At 53.4% G+C, this 19,635-nt stretch carries 17 protein-coding genes and 1 pseudogene; 14 read left to right on the forward strand and 4 right to left on the reverse strand.

The genetic code is table 11. The features are described 5' to 3' along the window. Positions 1-142: 142 nt before the first annotated feature. The 5 genes and pseudogenes from LZ634_RS21745 to LZ634_RS21765 all read left to right on the forward strand — a co-directional run bounded on the left by LZ634_RS21745 (position 143) and on the right by LZ634_RS21765 (position 3,924). Entirely contained in the window at positions 143-868 is a 726-nt protein-coding gene (locus LZ634_RS21745) for a methyltransferase (protein ID WP_234508818.1), read from the forward strand. Positions 869-1,255: 387 nt separating this feature from the next. Further along, positions 1,256-1,426: pseudogene (locus LZ634_RS21750) on the forward strand (MFS transporter); the annotation flags it as partial. A gap of 293 nt (positions 1,427-1,719) precedes the next feature. Continuing rightward, on the forward strand, positions 1,720-1,980 hold the full coding sequence (locus tag LZ634_RS21755; protein ID WP_234508819.1) for a sigma-S stabilization anti-adapter protein IraP: 261 nt from the start codon (positions 1,720-1,722) through the stop codon (positions 1,978-1,980). 99 nt (positions 1,981-2,079) lie between these two features. Continuing rightward, entirely contained in the window at positions 2,080-3,489 is a 1,410-nt protein-coding gene (gene phoA, locus LZ634_RS21760; RefSeq protein ID WP_234508820.1) for an alkaline phosphatase, read from the forward strand. A gap of 96 nt (positions 3,490-3,585) precedes the next feature. Further along, positions 3,586-3,924, forward strand: a complete 339-nt coding sequence (locus LZ634_RS21765) for a PsiF family protein (RefSeq protein ID WP_234508821.1) — start codon at positions 3,586-3,588, stop codon at positions 3,922-3,924. Positions 3,925-3,979: 55 nt separating this feature from the next. Here LZ634_RS21765 and proC read toward each other — a convergent pair whose 3' ends face one another. After that, positions 3,980-4,789, reverse strand: a complete 810-nt coding sequence (gene proC, locus LZ634_RS21770; protein WP_234508831.1) for a pyrroline-5-carboxylate reductase — start codon at positions 4,787-4,789, stop codon at positions 3,980-3,982. A 135-nt stretch (positions 4,790-4,924) separates the two neighbouring features. On the opposite strand from proC, the gene LZ634_RS21775 reads away from it, so the two are divergent. From LZ634_RS21775 to ppnP, 4 genes are all read left to right on the forward strand, one after another. Continuing rightward, positions 4,925-5,377, forward strand: coding sequence for a YaiI/YqxD family protein (locus tag LZ634_RS21775; RefSeq protein ID WP_061284637.1), 453 nt, complete (start codon positions 4,925-4,927; stop codon positions 5,375-5,377). A gap of 272 nt (positions 5,378-5,649) precedes the next feature. Further along, positions 5,650-6,174: a shikimate kinase AroL gene (gene aroL / locus LZ634_RS21780; protein ID WP_234508822.1), complete on the forward strand. Its 525-nt coding sequence runs from the start codon at positions 5,650-5,652 to the stop codon at positions 6,172-6,174. A 427-nt stretch (positions 6,175-6,601) separates the two neighbouring features. Beyond that, the gene (locus tag LZ634_RS21785) at positions 6,602-7,279 is read left to right on the forward strand and encodes an AroM family protein (protein WP_234508823.1); all 678 of its coding nucleotides are present in this window, start codon (positions 6,602-6,604) and stop codon (positions 7,277-7,279) included. Positions 7,280-7,357: 78 nt separating this feature from the next. Further along, positions 7,358-7,642, forward strand: a complete 285-nt coding sequence (ppnP, locus tag LZ634_RS21790; RefSeq protein ID WP_061284640.1) for a pyrimidine/purine nucleoside phosphorylase — start codon at positions 7,358-7,360, stop codon at positions 7,640-7,642. Positions 7,643-7,682: 40 nt separating this feature from the next. Here the strand turns inward: ppnP and rdgC are convergent, their stop codons facing one another. Further along, on the reverse strand, positions 7,683-8,594 hold the full coding sequence (gene rdgC, locus LZ634_RS21795; protein WP_234508824.1) for a recombination-associated protein RdgC: 912 nt from the start codon (positions 8,592-8,594) through the stop codon (positions 7,683-7,685). A gap of 87 nt (positions 8,595-8,681) precedes the next feature. Between rdgC and mak the strand changes: the two genes are divergently transcribed. Beyond that, positions 8,682-9,584 (forward strand): fructokinase, encoded by a 903-nt coding sequence (gene mak / locus LZ634_RS21800; protein WP_234508825.1) that lies wholly within the window; start codon positions 8,682-8,684, stop codon positions 9,582-9,584. 65 nt (positions 9,585-9,649) lie between these two features. Here the strand turns inward: mak and sbcC are convergent, their stop codons facing one another. Both sbcC and sbcD read right to left on the reverse strand, forming a co-directional pair. Next, on the reverse strand, positions 9,650-12,790 hold the full coding sequence (gene sbcC, locus LZ634_RS21805; RefSeq protein ID WP_234508826.1) for an exonuclease subunit SbcC: 3,141 nt from the start codon (positions 12,788-12,790) through the stop codon (positions 9,650-9,652). Continuing rightward, positions 12,787-13,989 carry an exonuclease subunit SbcD gene (gene sbcD / locus LZ634_RS21810; RefSeq protein ID WP_234508827.1) on the reverse strand — a complete coding sequence of 401 codons (1,203 nt, stop codon included), beginning with the start codon at positions 13,987-13,989 and terminating at the stop codon, positions 12,787-12,789. The genes sbcC and sbcD overlap by 4 nt, the downstream gene beginning before the upstream one ends. Positions 13,990-14,179: 190 nt before the next feature. Here sbcD and phoB point away from each other — a divergent pair, with 190 nt between their 5' ends. The 4 genes from phoB (at position 14,180) to proY (ending at position 19,409) form a co-directional block, all read left to right on the forward strand. Beyond that, a complete protein-coding gene (gene phoB / locus LZ634_RS21815) occupies positions 14,180-14,869 on the forward strand; it encodes a phosphate response regulator transcription factor PhoB (RefSeq protein WP_234508828.1) in 690 nt (229 codons plus the stop codon). A gap of 21 nt (positions 14,870-14,890) precedes the next feature. Beyond that, a complete protein-coding gene (gene phoR, locus LZ634_RS21820) occupies positions 14,891-16,186 on the forward strand; it encodes a phosphate regulon sensor histidine kinase PhoR (protein WP_234508829.1) in 1,296 nt (431 codons plus the stop codon). A gap of 411 nt (positions 16,187-16,597) precedes the next feature. Further along, positions 16,598-17,917: a branched-chain amino acid transporter carrier protein BrnQ gene (brnQ, locus tag LZ634_RS21825; RefSeq protein ID WP_234508830.1), complete on the forward strand. Its 1,320-nt coding sequence runs from the start codon at positions 16,598-16,600 to the stop codon at positions 17,915-17,917. A gap of 139 nt (positions 17,918-18,056) precedes the next feature. Next, positions 18,057-19,409, forward strand: coding sequence for a proline-specific permease ProY (gene proY / locus LZ634_RS21830; RefSeq protein WP_234508832.1), 1,353 nt, complete (start codon positions 18,057-18,059; stop codon positions 19,407-19,409). The last annotated feature ends 226 nt before the right edge of the window (positions 19,410-19,635 follow it).

A 19,635-nucleotide genomic window follows, 5' to 3' on the forward strand; every position in this document is an offset into this window, starting at 1 on the left:
GTATTAACAGTAGTTCTCACGGTATTAACAGTAGTTCTCACAGTCCAAAAAGTAGAATCCATCTTACTACTCAAGCAGTATAAACAGTCCTAACAATAATATAAATACTTCTATTAATAACTGTTAATAGGAGTGGCTAAGGATGGCTAAACTAACTAAGAATGAAACTAAACTGCATCAAAAAGCATTAGATTTAGTATATTCAGATAAAACATTAAACTTTGATGAATGTGAATTCATTCTTGATAATTATTGTGGTGATGCTATTGGTTCTACTGGTGCATTCTTTACACCTAATCTAATGAGTTGGGACTTTGCTATTGATGCTGGTAGTAGTGGTTCTTGTCTTGAACTATGTGCGGGTATTGGTAGATTGTCATTCAGTATCTTCCATCGTTATAAACCTGAACGATTAGTATGTGTTGAATTGAATCCTGAGTATGTAGAAATAGGTAAGCGTGTTCTACCTCAAGCTGAATGGGTTTGTTCTGATGTGTTTCAGTATAAGACAGATGATAGGTTTGATTGTGTTTATGGTAATCCTCCATTTGGTAAAATCAAAACATCAGATGTATATAAAGGCTCTTATACTGGTAGTGAGTTTGAATATAAAGTAATTCAGTATGGTTCTAACTTCTCCAATTATGGAGTATGGATTGTTCCACAGGGTAGTGCAGGGTTTGTATATAGTGGTGCTTCTTATTATGACCGTAGAGAAAGTAGTAAGTATCAGAAGATGAATAAAGATACTGGCTATGTGTTTGAAGCTGGATGTGGGGTTGACACATCTATCTATAAAGATGAATGGCACGGAACATCTGTCGTTTGTGAAGTCGTTTGTGTTGATTACACAGGGGAGTGTAATTAATGATTGCTATGAATTTAGCTTACAGGATTAGCGTTACGACGCTGATCAGTCCAGGCAGTTGTTTCAACGTTGTAGTGACGTATGAGCAGGACAATTCAAGCTTCATCGTTACAGTATCGCGTAGCCAATACGTGATTGAATACGGTGGTAACAAGAAGATGATCATTCATAAAAATGACTGTGATACTGATAGGTTGTTTCAGTTTTGCACGGTTTATCCGTTTAGTGTTAGTGGTTTGCAGAAGTTGATTGTTGATAGTGAAAGAGTGTACAAACTCATGGGAGAGATGTGATTTTCGGCAATAAATTTTATGTGAAACTATGTGATTAACTTTATCAATAATGATAGAAATCAGATAGATAATTGTGTCGGGTTTTGTTGACAACTGCAACCAGTCGTTTATGTATTTGGGTAATGTGGTCGGGCCGTTAATTGGTGCCTCGGTATCGGCAATGGCCGGGTTCCGCTGGGTATTTATTGTTACCGCAGTGATTGTCCTGATTAACCTCTGGCAATTAGCATTGATGCTGCGGCGAACCCAACCGGTACGCCAGTAATATCCTTGCCACCAGGGAATAAACGCGGCTTCGTTTTTATTCCCTCTGGTTAGCATTATTATCCATAAATAATGACTATATTATGTGAGCAAAACGTTTCGCTGGCCTCATCTGAAAGTAATTCCATGATATTCATGGGGATTATATTTTTATCTGTTTCTCTTGCAGAATTGTCCGGATATTGTAATTCTATCCCTGGTTGCTAAAGGGGAATGGAACCGTATGTTTTATCGGTCTATTTAATTTTCAGGACCTGGGTCCTGCCCATCGCTGTCATACAAGGAAAACGCGCGATGAAAAATTTCATTGCAGAACTGCTGGTGAAACTGGCTGAAAAGGAAGATGAAGCAAACGCCTTACGCATTCAGGTTGATGCGCTGGAAATAGTGGTGACTACGCTTTTACAGCATATGAAGCAGGAAGCCGCAGCGGCGCTGGATAGCGATATCACGGCCACGCTGAATAAGCTGGAACCCTCGCAAAAGACTGCCGATCATAATAGCGAATTATTATATAATCATGTAAAACGGTTATTTTTATCCCCCAAAGATTAGTAGGTATCTCGCATTCTGGCGCTGTCATTAAACTGTCACGCTCTTTTCTTACAGTCTCCGTGTTTCATTTTTTAAGTATTTGTACATGGAGAAACTAACGTGAAATACAGTGCCATCTTTGCCGCATTATTACCTCTGTTATGCTTACCTGCTGCTCAAGCAGATACTTCTACTACCGTTCTCGATAACCGTGCCGCGCAAGGGGATATTACCCAGCCGGGCGGTGCTCGTCGTTTATCAGCCGATCAGACGGATGCCATCCGCGCCTCGTTAAATAATAAACAGGCAAAGAACGTTATTTTGTTGATTGGTGATGGGATGGGCGATTCTGAAATTACCGCCGCGCGTAACTACGCTGAAGGGGCGGGCGGTTTCTTTAAAGGTATCGACGCATTACCGCTGACCGGCCAGTACACGCACTACGCGCTGGATAAAAAGACCGGCAAGCCGGACTACGTGACCGATTCTGCGGCGTCGGCAACGGCCTGGAGCACCGGGGTGAAAACCTATAACGGCGCGCTGGGCGTCGATATTCACGAAAAAGATCATCAAACTATTCTGGAACTGGCCAAGTCTGCCGGTTTGGCTACCGGCAACGTTTCGACTGCTGAATTGCAGGACGCGACTCCTGCCGCACTGATTTCACACGTCACCTCGCGTAAATGCTACGGCCCGAGCGTGACCTCGGAAAAATGCCCGGCTAACGCGCTGGAAAAAGGCGGCAAAGGTTCCATTACCGAACAGCTGCTGAACGCTCGTGCTGATGTGACGCTGGGCGGTGGGGCAAAAACCTTTGCCGAAACGACCACCGCAGGCGAGTGGCAGGGAAAAACTCTGCGCGAGCAGGCGCAGGCGCGCGGCTATCAACTGGTGAACGATGCCACTACGCTGGCGGCTATCACTCAGGCAAATCAGGACAAACCGCTGCTAGGCCTGTTCTCTGAAGGCAATATGCCGGTACGTTGGGAAGGGCCGAAAGCCACTTACCACGGCAACATCGACAAGGCGGCCGTTACCTGTACTCCAAATCCGAAGCGTGATTCCAGCGTGCCGACGCTGGCGCAGATGACCGACAAAGCGATTTCACTGCTGAGCAGCAACGAGAAGGGTTTCTTCCTGCAGGTTGAAGGGGCATCCATCGACAAACAGGATCACGCGGCGAACCCATGCGGCCAGATTGGCGAAACGGTTGATCTGGACGAAGCGGTACAAAAAGCGCTGGAGTTTGCCAAAAAAGATGGCAATACCCTGGTTATCGTCACCGCCGACCACGCGCACTCGAGCCAGATTATCCCGCCTGACTCCAAGGCTCCGGGGCTGACTCAGGCGCTGAACACCAAAGATGGCGCGGTGATGGTGATGAGCTACGGCAACTCGGAAGAGGAGTCGATGGAACACACCGGTACCCAGCTGCGTATCGCGGCCTACGGTCCGCATGCTGCTAACGTAGTGGGACTGACCGATCAGACCGATCTCTACTACACCATGAAAGCGGCTCTCGGGCTGTAATCACTCACCAACCCGATGGCATTTTTTTGCCGTCGGGTTGGTAAAATTCCAGCCAGCGACCAGACTTACCGTGATCTCTCACAAAAGGATGGTGTCATGAAAACAACATTAATGGTCACTCTGCTGTGCGGTTTGTTTGCGGCGACGGCGGCCTCGGCGGCGACCACGACGGCAGCGGCTGCGGAGAAAACCCTCACGCCACAGCAGCAGCGTATGAGCAGTTGTAATCAACAAGCTACGGCAAAAACGCTGAAAGGTGATGAGCGTAAAACCTATATGAGTACCTGTCTGAAAGGCGCGGGTGCAGGGGCTGACGGCAAAACGTTGACGCCACAGCAGCAGAAGATGAAGGACTGTAACGCGCAGGCGGCTCAAAAAGCCTTAAAAGGCGATGAACGTAAAACCTTTATGAGCACCTGTCTGAAGAAAAGTTAATCCCATTTCCGTGGCAAGCGAGTCTGGCCCGACAGTGAATGCCGGGCCATCACGTTTATGACTTGCTCATTTTCTCTGATTTTTCCATGCATTTTGCCATCGCTTCGATGACGGCTGAACGGAAGCCTTTCTCTTCCAGAACCCGCACGGCTTCAATTGTGGTACCGCCCGGTGAGCAGACCATATCTTTTAATTCACCCGGATGTTTTCCGGTTTCCAGCACCATTTTGGCTGAACCCATCACCGCCTGAGCGGCAAATTTATAGGCCTGTGCGCGCGGCATCCCACCGAGCACGGCGGCATCGGCCATGGCTTCGATGAACATAAACACGTATGCCGGTGCAGAACCGCTGACGCCAACAACCGGGTGGATCATCGGCTCGGCAATCTCCTCGGCGGCGCCGAAGCAGCGGAAAATATTCAGTACGTCGGCAATATCCTCCGGCGTCACCAGCGCGTTTGGCGTGACCGAAGTCATCCCAGCATTGACCAGCGAAGGGGTGTTTGGCATGGCGCGAACGATTTTACGGTCGTGGCCCAGCGCACGCGCCAGCTGTTCCAGGGTGACACCGGCGGCGATAGAAACCACCAGCGAATCTTTGTTGAGGCTGGAGGCAATTTCACTGAGCACCTTCACCATAATGCCCGGTTTCACCGCGCCGAAGACGATATCGGCAACCTGCGCCACTTCCTGTGCGCTTGGTGAGGCATTGATGCCGAATTCATCGCGCAGTGCGGCGACTTTGTCCGGGGATGGGGTGTAGACCCAAATCTGCCCAGGAAGTACCTGTCCGCTAGCAATCAGGCCGCCAAGAATGGCTTTTCCCATATTACCGCAACCAATGAAGCCAATTTTCTTCTCCATCATGTCTCTCCCTCTGTCTGTTTTTTTCGTAGTTTACTGTTATAGGCGATTCCCGGCGATGGGTAACGTACTTTTACGACTTTATTACCTTACCGTATAATCGCGCTTTAAGATTGAGCGCAAGCTGGAGTAATGATGACGATTTGGGTAGATGCGGACGCTTGTCCTAACGTAATTAAAGAGGTGCTTTATCGCGCCGCTGACCGTACGCAGATTGAGCTGGTGCTGGTGGCAAACCAGTACCTGCGGGTGCCGCCGTCGCGTTTTATCCGCGCCATGGTTGTACCGCAAGGCTTCGATGTCGCCGATAACGAAATTGTCCGTCTGTGTCAGCCCGGCGATCTGGTGGTGACTGCCGATATTCCGCTGGCGGCCGAAGTGCTGGAAAAGGGCGGTGCGGCGCTTAATCCACGCGGTGAACGTTATAGCCATGCGACCATTCGTGAACGCTTAACCCTGCGCGATTTTATGGACACCATGCGCTCCAGCGGGATTCAAACCGGTGGCCCGAGCGCGCTTTCTCAGCGCGATCGCCAGCAGTTTGCTGCGGAGCTCGATAAATGGCTGCTGGCGGTAAAGCGCGGCTAACAGGATTTCTGTCATCAGAATGTGCTACCTTTGCCGCGTCATCCGGCTTGTCAAAACAAGTCAGTTTCATGTACTGTTAGCGAAACGCCATGTGGCATCTTTTTTTTACGCTTTGAAATGCCATTCCAGCAGCTTTAAATGGCAATGGACATCTCAGGGTGATTCTTATTGTAATTTTAAGTTTACACTTACTTGTGTACTAGTTTGGTGGTATTATTCACGCTTCATATGCACATCCCGCAATTTTGCGTCATCAAGGGGAATTCCAGGTAATGACACAGCCTATTTTTCTTATCGGAGCCAGGGGCTGCGGAAAAACAACAATAGGCCAAGCGCTTACCCATGCCTGCGATTTTCACTTTGTTGATACTGATCTGGTGTTACAACAGCGTTCGGGCATGAGCGTGGCGGATATTGTTGCCGCTGAAGGCTGGCCGGGATTCCGCGCGCGCGAAACGCAGACGCTTATCTCCGTGACTCAACCGGGGACGGTGGTGGCGACGGGCGGTGGTATCATTCTCGCCGCCGAAAACCGCGAGTTTATGCGCCAGAACGGGGTGGTGATTTATCTGAACGCGCCGGTATCGGTTCTGGCAAGTCGTCTGGAAGCGTTTCCGGAAGCCGAGCAGCGTCCAACGCTCACCGGTAAGCCTATCAGTGAAGAGGTGGCCGAGGTGCTGGCTCAGCGCGATGTGCTGTACCGTGAAACGGCCCACTACGTTGTCGATGCTTCTTCCACGCCGGACCGTGTGGTAACGCTTATCCTGAACGCCCTGCATCTGGTTGCCGCCAGTTAGTTGGGCGGTTTCTCCCTCAAGATCTCTTTTATCATCAATGGACTGCACCATGCGCTCCCATTTTTCGATGAAGGGGCATACTCTATAAAGCAGCCCGCTATCTTTCTTATTATCCCCCGGTGAATTGGCTGGCATACCTCTGAGGTTCACACCGCATTACTTTTTTGCTAATACCTTTTATCTGCTGCTTTTTGCACTCGTTATAACCTTTTTTATTATGAGGTCATGATGGGCGTAAATCACATTTATCGTTTATCATTAATGTTATAGAAAAGTTAAAATTAAACCATATCAGGAGAGTGCTGGAAATTACTGGAATCTTTACATTCCAGAACTGGAATCAACTGCTACGCTTCTGAGCGGTGTTTTTCATCCATCCAGGTGGCTATTTGTAAAGTGAGTAATTGAGAAGCAGAAGGTAGATAACATGAGTGCAACGATGGCGATTCTTACGATTGGGGTGGTGCCCATCAGTGAAGTATTGCCGCTTTTGACCGAGCACATCAGGGAAGATCAAATCACCCACATAACTCTATTGGGCAAAATGAGTCGTGCGGAAGTGGTAGCAGAGTATGGGGCTGAGCCCGGTGAAGAGCGCCTGTTAGTATTATTAAATGACAACCAGTTTGTCGAAGTGTCCCGCCAGAAAATTGAACAAAGTCTGCAGGCGGTGATTGAGGTGCTGGATAATCAGTCCTATGACGTCATTTTGTTACTGAATACGTTCAAACTCAGCGGGATGACGGCGCGCAATGCGATTCTGCTGGAACCTCCGCGCATTATTCCACCGTTGGTTGCCTCTATCGTAGAGGGGCATCAGGTGGGAGTATTGGTCCCTATTGAAGCGATTCTCGATGCCCAGCAGGAAAAGTGGCAGATGCTGCCGACGTCGCCTTACTATGCGCTGGCCAACCCCAGCAGCGACAGCGACCAGCACCTGATTTCCGCCGGTAGCTCATTGCTGGAGAAGGGGGCAGATGTGTTGGTGCTTGACTCGCTCAGCTATCATCAGCGCCATCGCGACCTGTTACAAAAGGCGCTGGATGTGCCGGTTCTATTATCGAATGTGCTGGTCGCCCGACTGGCGGCAGAATTATTATGTTAAGCGTATGAATTTGCGTGACAGGCTTCTGTTCGCAACCCTATATTGGTTTTTTTACGTTAAGACAATAAGGGCCTGTTTATGCTTCAAAGCAACGAGTACTTCGAAGGGAAAGTGAAATCCATTGGCTTTACCAGCAGCAGCACCGGTCGTGCCAGCGTGGGCGTGATGGTTGAAGGTGAATACACCTTTGGCACCGCACAGCCGGAAGAGATGACCGTGGTCAGCGGCGAGATGAATGTGCTGTTGCCGGGAGAAATCGAATGGAAAGTGTATACCGCAGGGGAAGTCTTTAACGTGCCGGGTAACAGTGAATTTAACCTGCAGATCGTCGAGCCAACGTCTTATCTGTGCCGCTATCTGTAATATTTTCCCTTCCTGCTGCGGCAGGAAGGGAATTTACCGCTTAGCGCTGGGCTTCGCCGCCTAACCCTTCCACCAGACTCTTAATCAACGCCGCCAGTTCGCCGGTCATCAGAATAAAGTCGGCATCGAAACGCTGGGCGTAATCGTCCCTGTCGATATCTTCGTTTTGGTCGCGCAGTTCGTCGCAGAATTTCAGACGCTTAATCGAGCCGTCGTCGCACATCACGAACTGAATACGCTGCTGCCAGTCCAGCGCCAGTTTGGTTACCAGCTTGCCCGCTTCGATATGCACGGCAATCTCATCACAGACCAGATCCTGTTTCTTCGCGCGGATCACGCCGCCATCTTCAAGAATGGCTTTAAGCTCGGCTTCATCAAGCAGCTGGAAACTTTGCGCAGCCGTACCGGAACGTACCCATTCGGTGAGCGTCAACTCAATCGGGTTTTCCAGCGTCAGCGGCACCACCGGCAGAGAGCCGAGGCTCTTACGCAGCAGCGCCAGCGTATCTTCCGCTTTCTTAGCGCTGGCGCAGTCGACCATAATGAGTTCGTTGACGGTGTCTATCCACATCATCGTCTGGCTGAAACGGCTGAATGCGCGCGGCAGCAGAGAGTGCAGAACTTCGTCCTTCAGGGAGTCTTTTTCTGTTTTCTTCAGCTTACGACCCTGATCGGCTTCCAGCTTCTGGATCTTCGCTTCCAGCGCCTGTTTAATCACCGGAGAAGGCAGGATCTTTTCTTCTTTACGCGCACAGATGATTATCTGTCCGTTGACCGAATGCGTCAGCGCGTCGCTGTGTGAGCCCATCGGCGGTACCCAGCCGGTTTTTGCCATATCCTGGCTGCCGCAAGGGGTGAAGGTCATCTCAGCGAGCTGCTTTTCCATCTCTTCCGCGCGCAGCGAGATGTCGCGGCTAAGACGATAAACCATTAAATTTTTGAACCACAGCATGATAATTTCCACGGTGTTATCGTTATATAGGCGGGCAATGATAACGAATTGTCCACGGCCTTGCATTGTTTTAAACAGGAGCGATGAATGCGAATTGGGATTGATTTAGGCGGAACGAAAACGGAAGTTATCGCCCTCGGTGACCAGGGCGAGCAGCTGTACCGCCACCGTCTTCCGACGCCGCGTGACTATCAGCAAACCATTGAGAATATTGCGCATCTTGTTGCTTTGGCCGAAGAGGCGACCGGGCAAACCGGGACGGTAGGAATGGGGATCCCGGGCTCGATTTCGCCCTATACCGGGGTGGTGAAAAACGCCAATTCCACCTGGCTTAATGGTCAGCCGTTTGATAAAGATTTGAGCCGTCGCCTGAATCGCGAAGTGCGTCTGGCCAACGACGCTAACTGCCTGGCGGTCTCTGAAGCGATAGACGGCGCGGCGGCCGGGGCACAAACGGTGTTTGCGGTGATTATTGGCACCGGCTGCGGTTCAGGCGTGGCGATCAATGGGCGGGTGCACATCGGTGGCAATGGCACCGCGGGCGAGTGGGGGCATAATCCGCTGCCGTGGATGAATGACGATGAGCTGCGCTACCGCGCGGAAGTGCCGTGCTACTGTGGAAAACAGGGGTGTATTGAAACCTTTATCTCCGGCACCGGTTTTGCCACCGACTATCACCGGCTCAGCGGGAATCCCCTGAAAGGCAGTGAAATTATGCAGTTAGTCGCCAAGGGCGATACGCTGGCGGAACAAGCGATGGTTCACTACGAACAGCGGCTGGCGAAATCACTGGCACACGTGGTCAATATTCTCGACCCGGACGTGATTGTGCTGGGCGGTGGGATGAGCAACGTTGAGCGTCTGTATCAGACGGTGCCGTCGCTGGTGAAAGAGTGGGTGTTCGGCGGCGAGTGCGAAACGCCGATTCGCAAAGCGTTACACGGCGATTCCAGCGGCGTGCGCGGGGCTGCATGGCTGTGGCCGCTATAAGATGTTAGCGAGCTTCCCCCGCGGACAGGCGGGGGAAAGCCTCCGGTTTTCACCGGAGGTTTTCTTTACTCGACGGCAAATGCCTTATCCAGTCGGCTATATCCCAGCCCGTTGATCTTCTTGACCTTAATCTGCACTGGAATGCGCTCTTTCATGGCCTCAACGTGGCTTATCACGCCGATGATTTTGCCGCTGGCGTTCAACGTATCCAGAGCATCGAGCGCGGTATCCAGCGTTTCGCTATCCAAAGTACCGAAACCTTCATCAAGGAACAGCGAGTCGATGCGCGTTTTATGACTGACAAGGTCTGAGAGCGCCAGCGCCAGCGCGAGGCTGACGAGGAAGCTTTCACCGCCGGAAAGGGTGCGGGTATCGCGCACCGCATCGGCCTGCCAGGTATCGACCACTTCCAGTTCCAGTGCATCGCTGGCTTTTCGCTGCAGCAGATACCGCCCGTGCAGGCGACTCAGCTGCTCGTTCGCCAGCCACACCAGATTATCCAGCGTCAGACCCTGGGCGAATTTGCGGAACTTATCGCCCTCTTTTGAGCCGATAAGCGCGTTGAGGTGCGCCCAATCCTCAAGGGTGGCGTTGGCTTTTTCTATCTCAAGGAACAGGGATTGCTGCTGTTGCCGGTTTTCTTCGTCCTGCTTCAGCTGCTGGCGCAGTTCGCCCTGGCGCTGGCTGTTTTCACGCAGTTGCTCGGCAAACTGCTGAAGCTGGGCCTGTGCATCGGAAAGCGTGAGCGTCGGTGAGAGCGTTTCCGGACGCAGCGTCAGGTGATTTTGTATGGCTTCCTGAACCTGGGTAAGCAGCGTCTGGCGCTGCTGGTGCTGGGTTTCCAGCGTCTGTTTGAGTTGCTCAAGACGCTGACGTTCATCGGCGTCGAGCAGGGCGCTGAGAAAATCTTCGCGATGGCTGAAGTGCGAGTCGGCCAGCGCCTGGTCGAAAAGCTGTTCGGCCTGCTGCAAGCGCTGTTGCTCCTGGGTTTCTTGCTGTTGCAGCGTTTGCAGCTGGCTTTCCAGCGATACACAGTCGTGATGCACCTGCTGCCAGCCCTCAAGGCTAGCGTTGCCGCCATCGTCGGGATGTTGTGCCGGCGGCAGCGTCTCCAGTAGCGGTTGGATATGCGCCAATAGTTGCTGCGTGTGCTGACTCTCTTTTTGCTGCTGCTGCCAGGCCTCCGTCTGCGCTTCACGCGCGGTAAGCCACGCGGCTTCCTCTCCGGTGGCAGGTAGCGTCAGCCCCCATGTCGTGAGTGCTCGCGTGAGCGTTTCATCGCGCAGAGTGAGTTCTTCACTCAGACGAGTGTTCTGCGCCTGAAGCTCACGGATTTGTCCCTCAAGCGCCAGACGTTGGCTGTGTTGATACCGCTGCTGCTCGGCGTCATCCTGCTCGGCGAGCCAGCGGCCAATATCGTCAGTGGGCTGGAGTGAAATCGCCAAACGCTGCGCCACGTCCTGCCATTGTAATGTAAGTGCTTGCTCCTGCTGAGAAAGCGCTGTCAGCTCGTCATTTTCTTTCTGCTGCTGTTTTTGCAGCGCTTCCTGCTGGCCGCGCAGGGTCGCGCCGTCTTCCGCCAGACGGGTGACTTCTTTTTCCAGCGCATCGCGGCGGGCTTTGTTGGCATCAGGAACCAGCGCCTGATACTCCGCCAGCGCCGGATGGTCGGTGGAGCCGCACAGCGGGCAGGCAGCACCGGGCTGTAAACGCGCACGCTCGGCTTCCAGCCGCACGATGGTTGCCTCCAGCTCGCAGATGGCTTTTACATCCTGCAGTTGCTGCTTTTTGTCTTTATAGACCTGACGCAGTTGGGTTAGCTCGGCAGTCAGTTTTTCCAGTTGCTGCTGGCGCTGCTGTCCGGCGTCGATAAGCTGCTGGCGGCGGGTTTGCAGCGGGACAAATCGGGTGTGCAGACTATTGAGCTGCTGGCGTAGCGGACGTGTCGCCGCATGGTGGGCAATCTGTTCCGCCACTTCGTCTGCCGTCAGGGTCAGCGTGGAGAGCGGCAGTTGGGCAAGCTGTTGTTCCTGTGCGTGCAGGCGTTGTTGTTGCGTTTGTAGCTGCGCACGATCGCGAGTTTGCTGGGCAAAGGCGCTACGCCAGCCGGTGAGTTCCCCCTGCCAGCGCTGAATATGCTCGTGCTCCTGGAGCCATTGTTGTCGCTCGGCCTGGGTCTGCTGTAGCGCCGCGGCCTGGCGTTCAGCGGTGAAGCGAATGCGGTCGCGCAGGATACAGGCATCATGTAAGCGAGTATTCACTTGCACAACAAGCTGATGGGTTTTTGCCACCGTGGCCGCCTGTTCCTGCATTTGCGTCCAGCGTGGGCGCAGCGCTTCGGCAGGTTGAGCTCGGTTGAGCATCGCGAGCTGCGGCTGGGCGGCAGCCAGCGCCTGTTCGGCTTGTACCAGAGACTGTTGGTTTTTTTGACCGTCTTGTTCCAGCTCGGCGAGGCGTGCTAGCCACTGCTGATGCTGCATCGCGATGGTCTGCTGTTGCTGCCACTGCTTTTCGTCAGAAGTAAGCGCCTGCAAACTTTGTTGTAGCGTCTGCTGCTGCTCTTGGCTTAACAGCACCACGCCGCTGGCCTGTGCCTGCAGCTTGTCGAGTTCACCGCGCGCGTGTTTATGTTTTTCAAATACCTGGGCGGAAATCTGGCCGTAAATTTCGGTACCGGTTAGCTCTTCGAGCAGCTCGGCGCGCTCTTTGGGTTTGGCGTTGAGGAAGGCGGAAAATTGCCCCTGGGAGAGCAGCATCGAGCGGGTAAAGCGGTCATAGTCTAATCCGCTTATAGTAGCGATCATTTCCTGCTTATCTTTGACTTTGTCAGCCAGGATCTGCCCGTCGGCGCAGCGCGCCAGCTCAACGCGCGGTGCTTGTAGGTTGCCGTCCGGCTGATTGCGCGCGCGGTTCTGGCTCCAGAAGGCGCGATAGGCCACGCCCTGAACTTCGAACTCCACTTCCGCCAGACACTCGGCGGTATCACGGGTCATCAGATCGTTTTGCGATTGGGAGACCGTATCGAGCCGCGGTGTTTTGTGATAGAGCGCCAGGCAGATAGCGTCAAGCAGGGTGGTTTTCCCCGCGCCGGTCGGGCCGGTAATGGCAAACAGACCGTTGCTGGCAAACGGCTCCTGGGTAAAGTCGATTTTCCACTCGCCTTTCAGCGAGTTGAGGTTTTTCAGGCGCAGGCTGAGAATTTTCATGGCTGTTGCTCCTCGCCCAGACCGTGTAGCGTTTCATTAAACAGCGTTTGTAGGCGTTGCAGCTGCGGTTCCTCCAGCGTTTCCAGCGCCAGACGGCGGTGGAAAACCTCGTCGACGCTAAGTTCACTTAACGTCTCACGTTCAAGGCTTGCCAGAATACGCTGACGTTGCTCGCGGCTGCGGCGCACCAGCAGCACCTCGACCGGTAGGTCATCGGTGATTACCTGAATTTTTCGCTGAATATCATGCAGGTATTCGTCGCTGGTAATCTCAATATCGACCCACGTCGCCGGTTCGGCATCCGCGTCGCGCCATTCGGCTAACTGCGCACTGATACCGTCAAAATCGCCTTTAATCACCGCCAGCGGCTGAGTCACCGGCACGACGAGCGGCGTGACGTCATCCAGCTTGCCGTCAGCAAACGTCACCAGGTTAACGCTTTTGCTCTTGCCGGTTTCATCAAAGCTCAGGGCGATTGGCGAACCGCTGTAGCGGATGTGCTCGCTGCCGCCGATTTTCTGCGCCCGGTGAATATGCCCCAGTGCGATATAGTCGGCGGGCGGGAAGTTTTGTGCCGGAAATGCATCCAGTGTGCCAATATAAATATCGCGTACCGCGTCACTTTTGCTGGCACCAACGGTGGTCAGATGGCCGCTGGCGATAATCGGCAGCGACCGGTCGGCGCGCAGTTCGCAGGCCTGCTGGTACTGCTGCTGATAGTAATCAGTGATGCTTTCCAGCACCTGACGCACCTTTTCGCTGCCGGAAAGCCCGGCCTGGCTGGTAATAATGTCGCGCGGCCGCAGGAAGGGTACCGGGCAGAAAACCGCACCGGGAGTGCCATCGCGCTGATTCAGGATAAACGGCTTGTGGCCGGCGCTGGCAATCACCGTGGTGTTAAGGAACGAGAGAATATCGCGAGACTCGTTCAGCGTGGCGACCGAGTCATGGTTGCCCGCCAGCACCACCAGATGGCAGCCGGTTTGTTGCAGATTAACCACAAATCGGTTGTACAGCTCGCGCGCATAGCTCGGCGGCGAACCGGTATCGAAGATATCGCCTGCGACAATAATGGCATCGACTTTTTGTGCTTCTGCGGTAGTCAGAAGCCAGTGCAGGAAAGCGTCATGTTCGGCGGCTCGGCTCTTGCTGTAGAAGTTCTGGCCAAGGTGCCAGTCCGATGTGTGGATAATGCGCATAGCGGTTCCGTGAAAGATGACGTAAAGGTGATTATAAACATTCACCTGGGCCAGGGTCGATGCGTGAAATAACGTTGTGTCATAAATGATAAAACGCGATCATCTAACGGTCATGTTTTTCATAAATCTGTCATAAATCTGACGCATAATGACGCCGTATATAATACTGATGTCTAAAACAGGGCAAATAATGGCAAGACGTATTCTGGTCGTTGAAGATGAAGCGCCAATCCGTGAGATGGTGTGTTTCGTGCTGGAACAAAACGGTTTTCAGCCGGTGGAAGCGGAAGATTACGATAGCGCTATCAACAAGTTGAATGAACCCTGGCCCGACCTGATTTTGCTCGACTGGATGTTACCGGGTGGTTCAGGGCTGCAATTTATTAAACATCTCAAACGTGAAGCACTCACCCGTGATATTCCGGTAATGATGCTAACGGCGCGCGGTGAAGAAGAAGACCGCGTCCGTGGCCTTGAGACCGGGGCGGATGATTACATCACCAAGCCATTCTCGCCAAAAGAGCTGGTCGCGCGTATCAAAGCGGTGATGCGCCGTATTTCACCGATGGCGGTGGAAGAGGTGATTGAGATGCAGGGGCTGAGCCTTGACCCTACCTCGCACCGGGTTATGACCGGTGAAAACCCATTGGATATGGGACCAACCGAATTTAAGCTACTGCACTTCTTTATGACGCACCCGGAGCGAGTCTACAGCCGCGAACAGCTGCTGAACCACGTCTGGGGAACCAACGTCTATGTTGAAGACCGTACCGTTGACGTGCATATTCGTCGTCTGCGCAAAGCGCTGGAACACAGTGGTCATGACCGCATGGTGCAAACCGTCCGCGGCACGGGTTATCGTTTTTCCGCCCGTTTCTAATTTTTGACAGGAGTGTGACCCGTGCTGGAACGGCTGTCATGGAAAAGGCTGGCCCTGGAGCTGCTGTTATGTTGCCTCCCGGCCCTGGTGCTGGGAATGGTATTCGGCTATCTACCGTGGTTTTTACTGGCGGCGGTGACCGGACTGCTGGTCTGGCATTTCTGGAATTTACTGCGGCTCTCCTGGTGGCTATGGGTTGACCGAAGTATGACCCCGCCGCCGGGACGCGGTAGCTGGGAGCCTCTGCTGTATGGGCTAAATCAGATGCAGCTGCGTAATAAAAAGCGCCGCCGCGAACTGGGTGGCCTTATCAAACGCTTTCGCAGCGGTGCCGAATCGCTGCCGGATGCGGTGGTGCTGACCACGGAAGAGGGGGCCATTTTCTGGTGTAATGGCCTGGCCCAGCAGCTGCTGGGACTTCGCTGGCCCGACGATAGCGGGCAAAACATTCTTAACCTGCTGCGTTACCCCGAATTTACCCAACACCTCAAAAAACGCGATTTCCTCAAACCGCTGCACCTGGTGCTCAACAGCGGGCGTCACCTTGAAATACGCGTCATGCCCTATACCGACCGTCAACTGCTGATGGTGGCGCGCGACGTCACGCAAATGCATCAACTGGAAGGCGCGCGCCGCAACTTCTTCGCCAACGTCAGCCACGAACTGCGTACCCCGCTGACCGTGCTGCAAGGCTATCTGGAGATGATGCAGGAGCAGGTGCTTGAAGGAATGCCGCGGGAAAAAGCGCTGCATACCATGCGCGAACAAACTCAGCGTATGGAAGGGCTGGTCAAACAGCTGCTGACGCTATCTAAAATTGAAGCCTCGCCGGTGCTGGCGCTCAATGAAAAAATCGATGTGCCGTTGATGCTGCGGGTGGTTGAGCGTGAAGCGCAAACGCTGAGCCACAATAAGCACCAGCTTCACTTCGATATTGACCAGAATCTCAAGGTACTGGGCAATGAAGATCAGCTCCGTAGCGCGATGTCGAACCTGGTCTATAACGCGGTGAATCATACGCCGGAAGGCACGCTTATCACCGTACGCTGGCAGCGTGCGCCGCACGGTGCGTTGTTTAGCGTCGAGGATAATGGCCCGGGCATCGCCCCTGAGCATTTGCCAAGGCTGACTGAACGCTTCTATCGGGTGGATAAGGCGCGTTCAAGGCAGACGGGCGGCAGCGGTCTGGGGCTGGCGATTGTGAAACATGCGGTGAATCATCACGACAGTCGATTAGACATCACCAGTACGTTGGGTAAAGGATCGTGCTTTAGCTTCCTGCTGCCGGAACGTTTAATTGCCAAAAGCGACGGCTGATCGCCAGCTTGTCAGTTTAACTTTCCACAGACCAGCTTCGGCTGGTCTGTTTGCTTTGCAGTCAATGAAACGTCGCGTGATTAACGAACGTCTGGTTGTTTTTTGTTCGCATGATTAGCCGGGTGTTTTTCTTAAATCCAGTCAATAAATCTATCTGTAAACTCACTATCAATATAATCATCTGGTTTTACGATCCCGTGTTGCTTTAAAACGTTATAAGCGTTTAAATTGGCCCCCATGCAGTCGTGAACAGACTGCTTATGCGCGGTAAATCAAAAAACTATTCTTCTCTATACCGCGAAGGGAGCATATCCCGCTGAGTTTGTTGCTGGTTTCCTCTGCTTCATTCCACAGGCGCTGGCGCGATAAATTTATGTTTTACAACACCACATCCACAGGCAGTAGTTACATATGACCCATCAATTGAAATCGCGTGACATCATCGCTCTGGGCTTTATGACCTTTGCGTTGTTTGTTGGCGCAGGCAACATCATTTTCCCTCCTATGGTTGGTTTGCAGGCAGGTACTCACGTCTGGACCGCAGCCTTTGGCTTCCTGATTACCGCCGTGGGTCTGCCGGTGCTGACTGTGGTCGCGCTGGCGAAAGTCGGCGGTGGCGTCGATAGCCTGAGCTCGCCGATTGGTAAAGTGGCTGGCATCCTGCTGGCGACCGTTTGTTATCTTGCCGTGGGGCCGCTGTTCGCCGCGCCGCGTACGGCGACCGTGTCGTTTGAAATTGGTATCGCGCCGTTGACCGGTAACGGTGAGCTGCCGCTGTTTATCTACAGCCTTATCTACTTCGCGCTGGTCATCCTGGTGTCGCTCTACCCGGGTAAACTGCTGGATACCGTGGGTAACTTCCTGGCGCCGTTGAAAATTCTGGCGTTGATTGTACTCTCCGTTGCCGCTGTTATCTGGCCAGCAGGCCCGATTAGCCACGCGATGGAAGCCTATGAAACCGCTGCGTTCTCCAACGGTTTTGCCAACGGCTATCTGACCATGGACACCATGGGGGCCATGGTATTCGGTATCGTTATCGTTAACGCCGCGCGTTCCCGTGGTGTGACCGAAGCGCGTCTGCTGACCCGCTACACCATTTGGGCTGGCCTGATGGCGGGCGTGGGTTTGACGCTGCTTTATCTGGCTCTGTTCCGTCTGGGTTCCGACAGCGCGACGCTGGTTGACCAAAGCGCGAACGGTGCGGCTATTCTGCATGCTTACGTTCAGCACACCTTTGGCGGCGCGGGCAGCTTTATGCTGGCGGCTCTGATATTCATCGCCTGCCTGGTGACGGCGGTTGGCCTGACCTGTGCTTGTGCCGAGTTCTTCGCTCAGTACCTGCCATTCTCCTACCGTACGCTGGTCTTTGCGCTGGGTCTGTTCTCCATGGCGGTATCGAATCTGGGGCTGAGCCATCTGATTCAAATCTCCATTCCGGTGCTGACGGCTATCTATCCACCGTGTATCGCACTTGTAGTGCTCAGCTTTACTCGCAATTGGTGGCATAATTCCAGCCGCGTTATTGCACCACCGATGTTTATCAGCCTCGTTTTTGGTATCCTTGACGGTATCAAAGCCTCTGCTTTCGCAGATGTATTGCCGGGTTGGACTGCCCGCTTACCGATGGCGGATCAGGGCCTGGCATGGCTGATGCCGACGGTTGTTATGGCGGTTCTGGCTATTGTCTGGGATCGCATGGCAGGTCGTCAGGTGACATCAAGCGCGCATTAATCCGCACAGCGCTTTAAAGGTGTTTAACCACGGAACGTGATGTTCCGTGGTTTTTTATTTTGGGTACTTTAGCCTAAGTCTTTCAGGCCGCTTTCGCGGGCGGCGTGAGGATGATGGGTCTGACATGGCACTGGAAACGATGGAAAACAACAAGCTGAAGCGCGGGTTAAGCACCCGACACATTCGCTTTATGGCCCTCGGGTCGGCAATTGGTACGGGGCTGTTCTATGGCTCTGCCGACGCCATTAAGATGGCCGGGCCAAGCGTGCTGCTGGCCTATATTATCGGCGGCGTTGCCGCTTATATCATCATGCGTGCGCTGGGCGAAATGTCCGTGCATAACCCGTCTGCAAGCTCCTTCTCGCGCTACGCCCAGGAAAACCTCGGGCCGCTGGCGGGCTATATCACCGGCTGGACCTACTGCTTTGAGATCTTAATCGTCGCTATCGCCGACGTAACCGCCTTTGGCATTTATATGGGCGTCTGGTTCCCGGCGGTGCCGCACTGGATATGGGTCCTCAGCGTGGTGCTGATTATCTGCGCCATCAACCTGATGAGCGTCAAGGTGTTCGGCGAGCTGGAGTTCTGGTTCTCCTTCTTTAAGGTTGCCACCATTATCATCATGATTGTGGCCGGTTTTGGCATCATCATCTGGGGTATTGGCAACGGCGGGCAGCCGACGGGTATTCATAACCTGTGGAGCAACGGCGGCTTCTTCAGCAACGGCTGGCTCGGTATGGTGATGTCCTTGCAGATGGTGATGTTTGCCTACGGCGGCATTGAAATCATCGGTATCACCGCCGGTGAAGCGAAGAACCCAGAAGAGTCGATTCCGCGCGCGATTAACTCCGTGCCGATGCGTATTCTGGTGTTCTACGTCGGCACCCTGTTCGTGATTATGTCTATTTATCCGTGGAACCAGGTGGGAACCGATGGCAGCCCGTTCGTGCTGACCTTCCAGCACCTCGGTATTACCTTTGCCGCCAGCATCCTTAACTTCGTGGTGCTGACCGCTTCGCTTTCCGCGATTAACTCCGATGTATTCGGCGTGGGTCGTATGCTGCACGGCATGGCCGAGCAGGGCAGTGCGCCAAAGTTCTTCGCCAAAACCTCACGTCGCGGGATTCCGTGGGTCACGGTGATGGTGATGACTATCGCGCTGCTGTTTGCGGTGTACCTGAACTACATCATGCCGGAAAACGTCTTCCTGGTGATTGCGTCGCTGGCGACGTTTGCCACGGTGTGGGTGTGGATTATGATCCTGCTGTCTCAGGTCGCATTCCGCCGCCGCCTGTCGGCTGATGAAGTTAAAGCGTTGAAATTTAAAGTGCCGGGCGGCGTAGTTACTACCGTCGTTGGTCTGGTTTTCCTCGTGTTTATCATCGTCCTGATTGGCTACCACCCGGATACCCGCATTTCTCTGTATGTGGGCTTTGCGTGGATCCTGCTGTTGCTGGTGGGCTGGATGTTTAAAACGCGTCGTAGCCGTTAATTTTGCTCGGTTGCTCTGAAAACCCAGCCTTGGAGCCTCAATGCTGGTCAGTTAAGCGGTAATCCATTCAGCTTCCCAGCTGATTGCGCTCCTTATTCATCACATGCCCTATAACTTGAATAGCGCAAGGAGCGCGCAAGGGGCGGCCAATCGCCGCCGCCCCCTGCACCCCCGCGCTCTGGCGGCAGAATCGCCGCTGCGCGGTACCCTCAGCTTATGCCTTCCG

The sequence above is a fragment of the Kluyvera intermedia genome, from assembly GCF_021440345.1.
Classification (GTDB): Bacteria; Pseudomonadota; Gammaproteobacteria; order Enterobacterales; family Enterobacteriaceae; genus Kluyvera; species Kluyvera intermedia_A.

Excerpts from the sequence above, each read along its gene's own strand:
- LZ634_RS21745 (WP_234508818.1), top strand. The coding sequence starts at position 143 with ATGGCTAAACTAACTAAGAATGAAACTAAACTGCATCAAAAAGCATTA.
- LZ634_RS21755 (WP_234508819.1), top strand. The coding sequence starts at position 1,720 with ATGAAAAATTTCATTGCAGAACTGCTGGTGAAACTGGCTGAAAAGGAA.
- LZ634_RS21765 (WP_234508821.1), top strand. The coding sequence starts at position 3,586 with ATGAAAACAACATTAATGGTCACTCTGCTGTGCGGTTTGTTTGCGGCG.
- proC (WP_234508831.1), bottom strand. The coding sequence starts at position 4,789 with ATGGAGAAGAAAATTGGCTTCATTGGTTGCGGTAATATGGGAAAAGCC.
- LZ634_RS21775 (WP_061284637.1), top strand. The coding sequence starts at position 4,925 with ATGACGATTTGGGTAGATGCGGACGCTTGTCCTAACGTAATTAAAGAG.
- aroL (WP_234508822.1), top strand. The coding sequence starts at position 5,650 with ATGACACAGCCTATTTTTCTTATCGGAGCCAGGGGCTGCGGAAAAACA.
- LZ634_RS21785 (WP_234508823.1), top strand. The coding sequence starts at position 6,602 with ATGAGTGCAACGATGGCGATTCTTACGATTGGGGTGGTGCCCATCAGT.
- ppnP (WP_061284640.1), top strand. The coding sequence starts at position 7,358 with ATGCTTCAAAGCAACGAGTACTTCGAAGGGAAAGTGAAATCCATTGGC.
- rdgC (WP_234508824.1), bottom strand. The coding sequence starts at position 8,594 with ATGCTGTGGTTCAAAAATTTAATGGTTTATCGTCTTAGCCGCGACATC.
- mak (WP_234508825.1), top strand. The coding sequence starts at position 8,682 with ATGCGAATTGGGATTGATTTAGGCGGAACGAAAACGGAAGTTATCGCC.
- sbcC (WP_234508826.1), bottom strand. The coding sequence starts at position 12,790 with ATGAAAATTCTCAGCCTGCGCCTGAAAAACCTCAACTCGCTGAAAGGC.
- sbcD (WP_234508827.1), bottom strand. The coding sequence starts at position 13,989 with ATGCGCATTATCCACACATCGGACTGGCACCTTGGCCAGAACTTCTAC.
- phoB (WP_234508828.1), top strand. The coding sequence starts at position 14,180 with ATGGCAAGACGTATTCTGGTCGTTGAAGATGAAGCGCCAATCCGTGAG.
- brnQ (WP_234508830.1), top strand. The coding sequence starts at position 16,598 with ATGACCCATCAATTGAAATCGCGTGACATCATCGCTCTGGGCTTTATG.
- proY (WP_234508832.1), top strand. The coding sequence starts at position 18,057 with ATGGAAAACAACAAGCTGAAGCGCGGGTTAAGCACCCGACACATTCGC.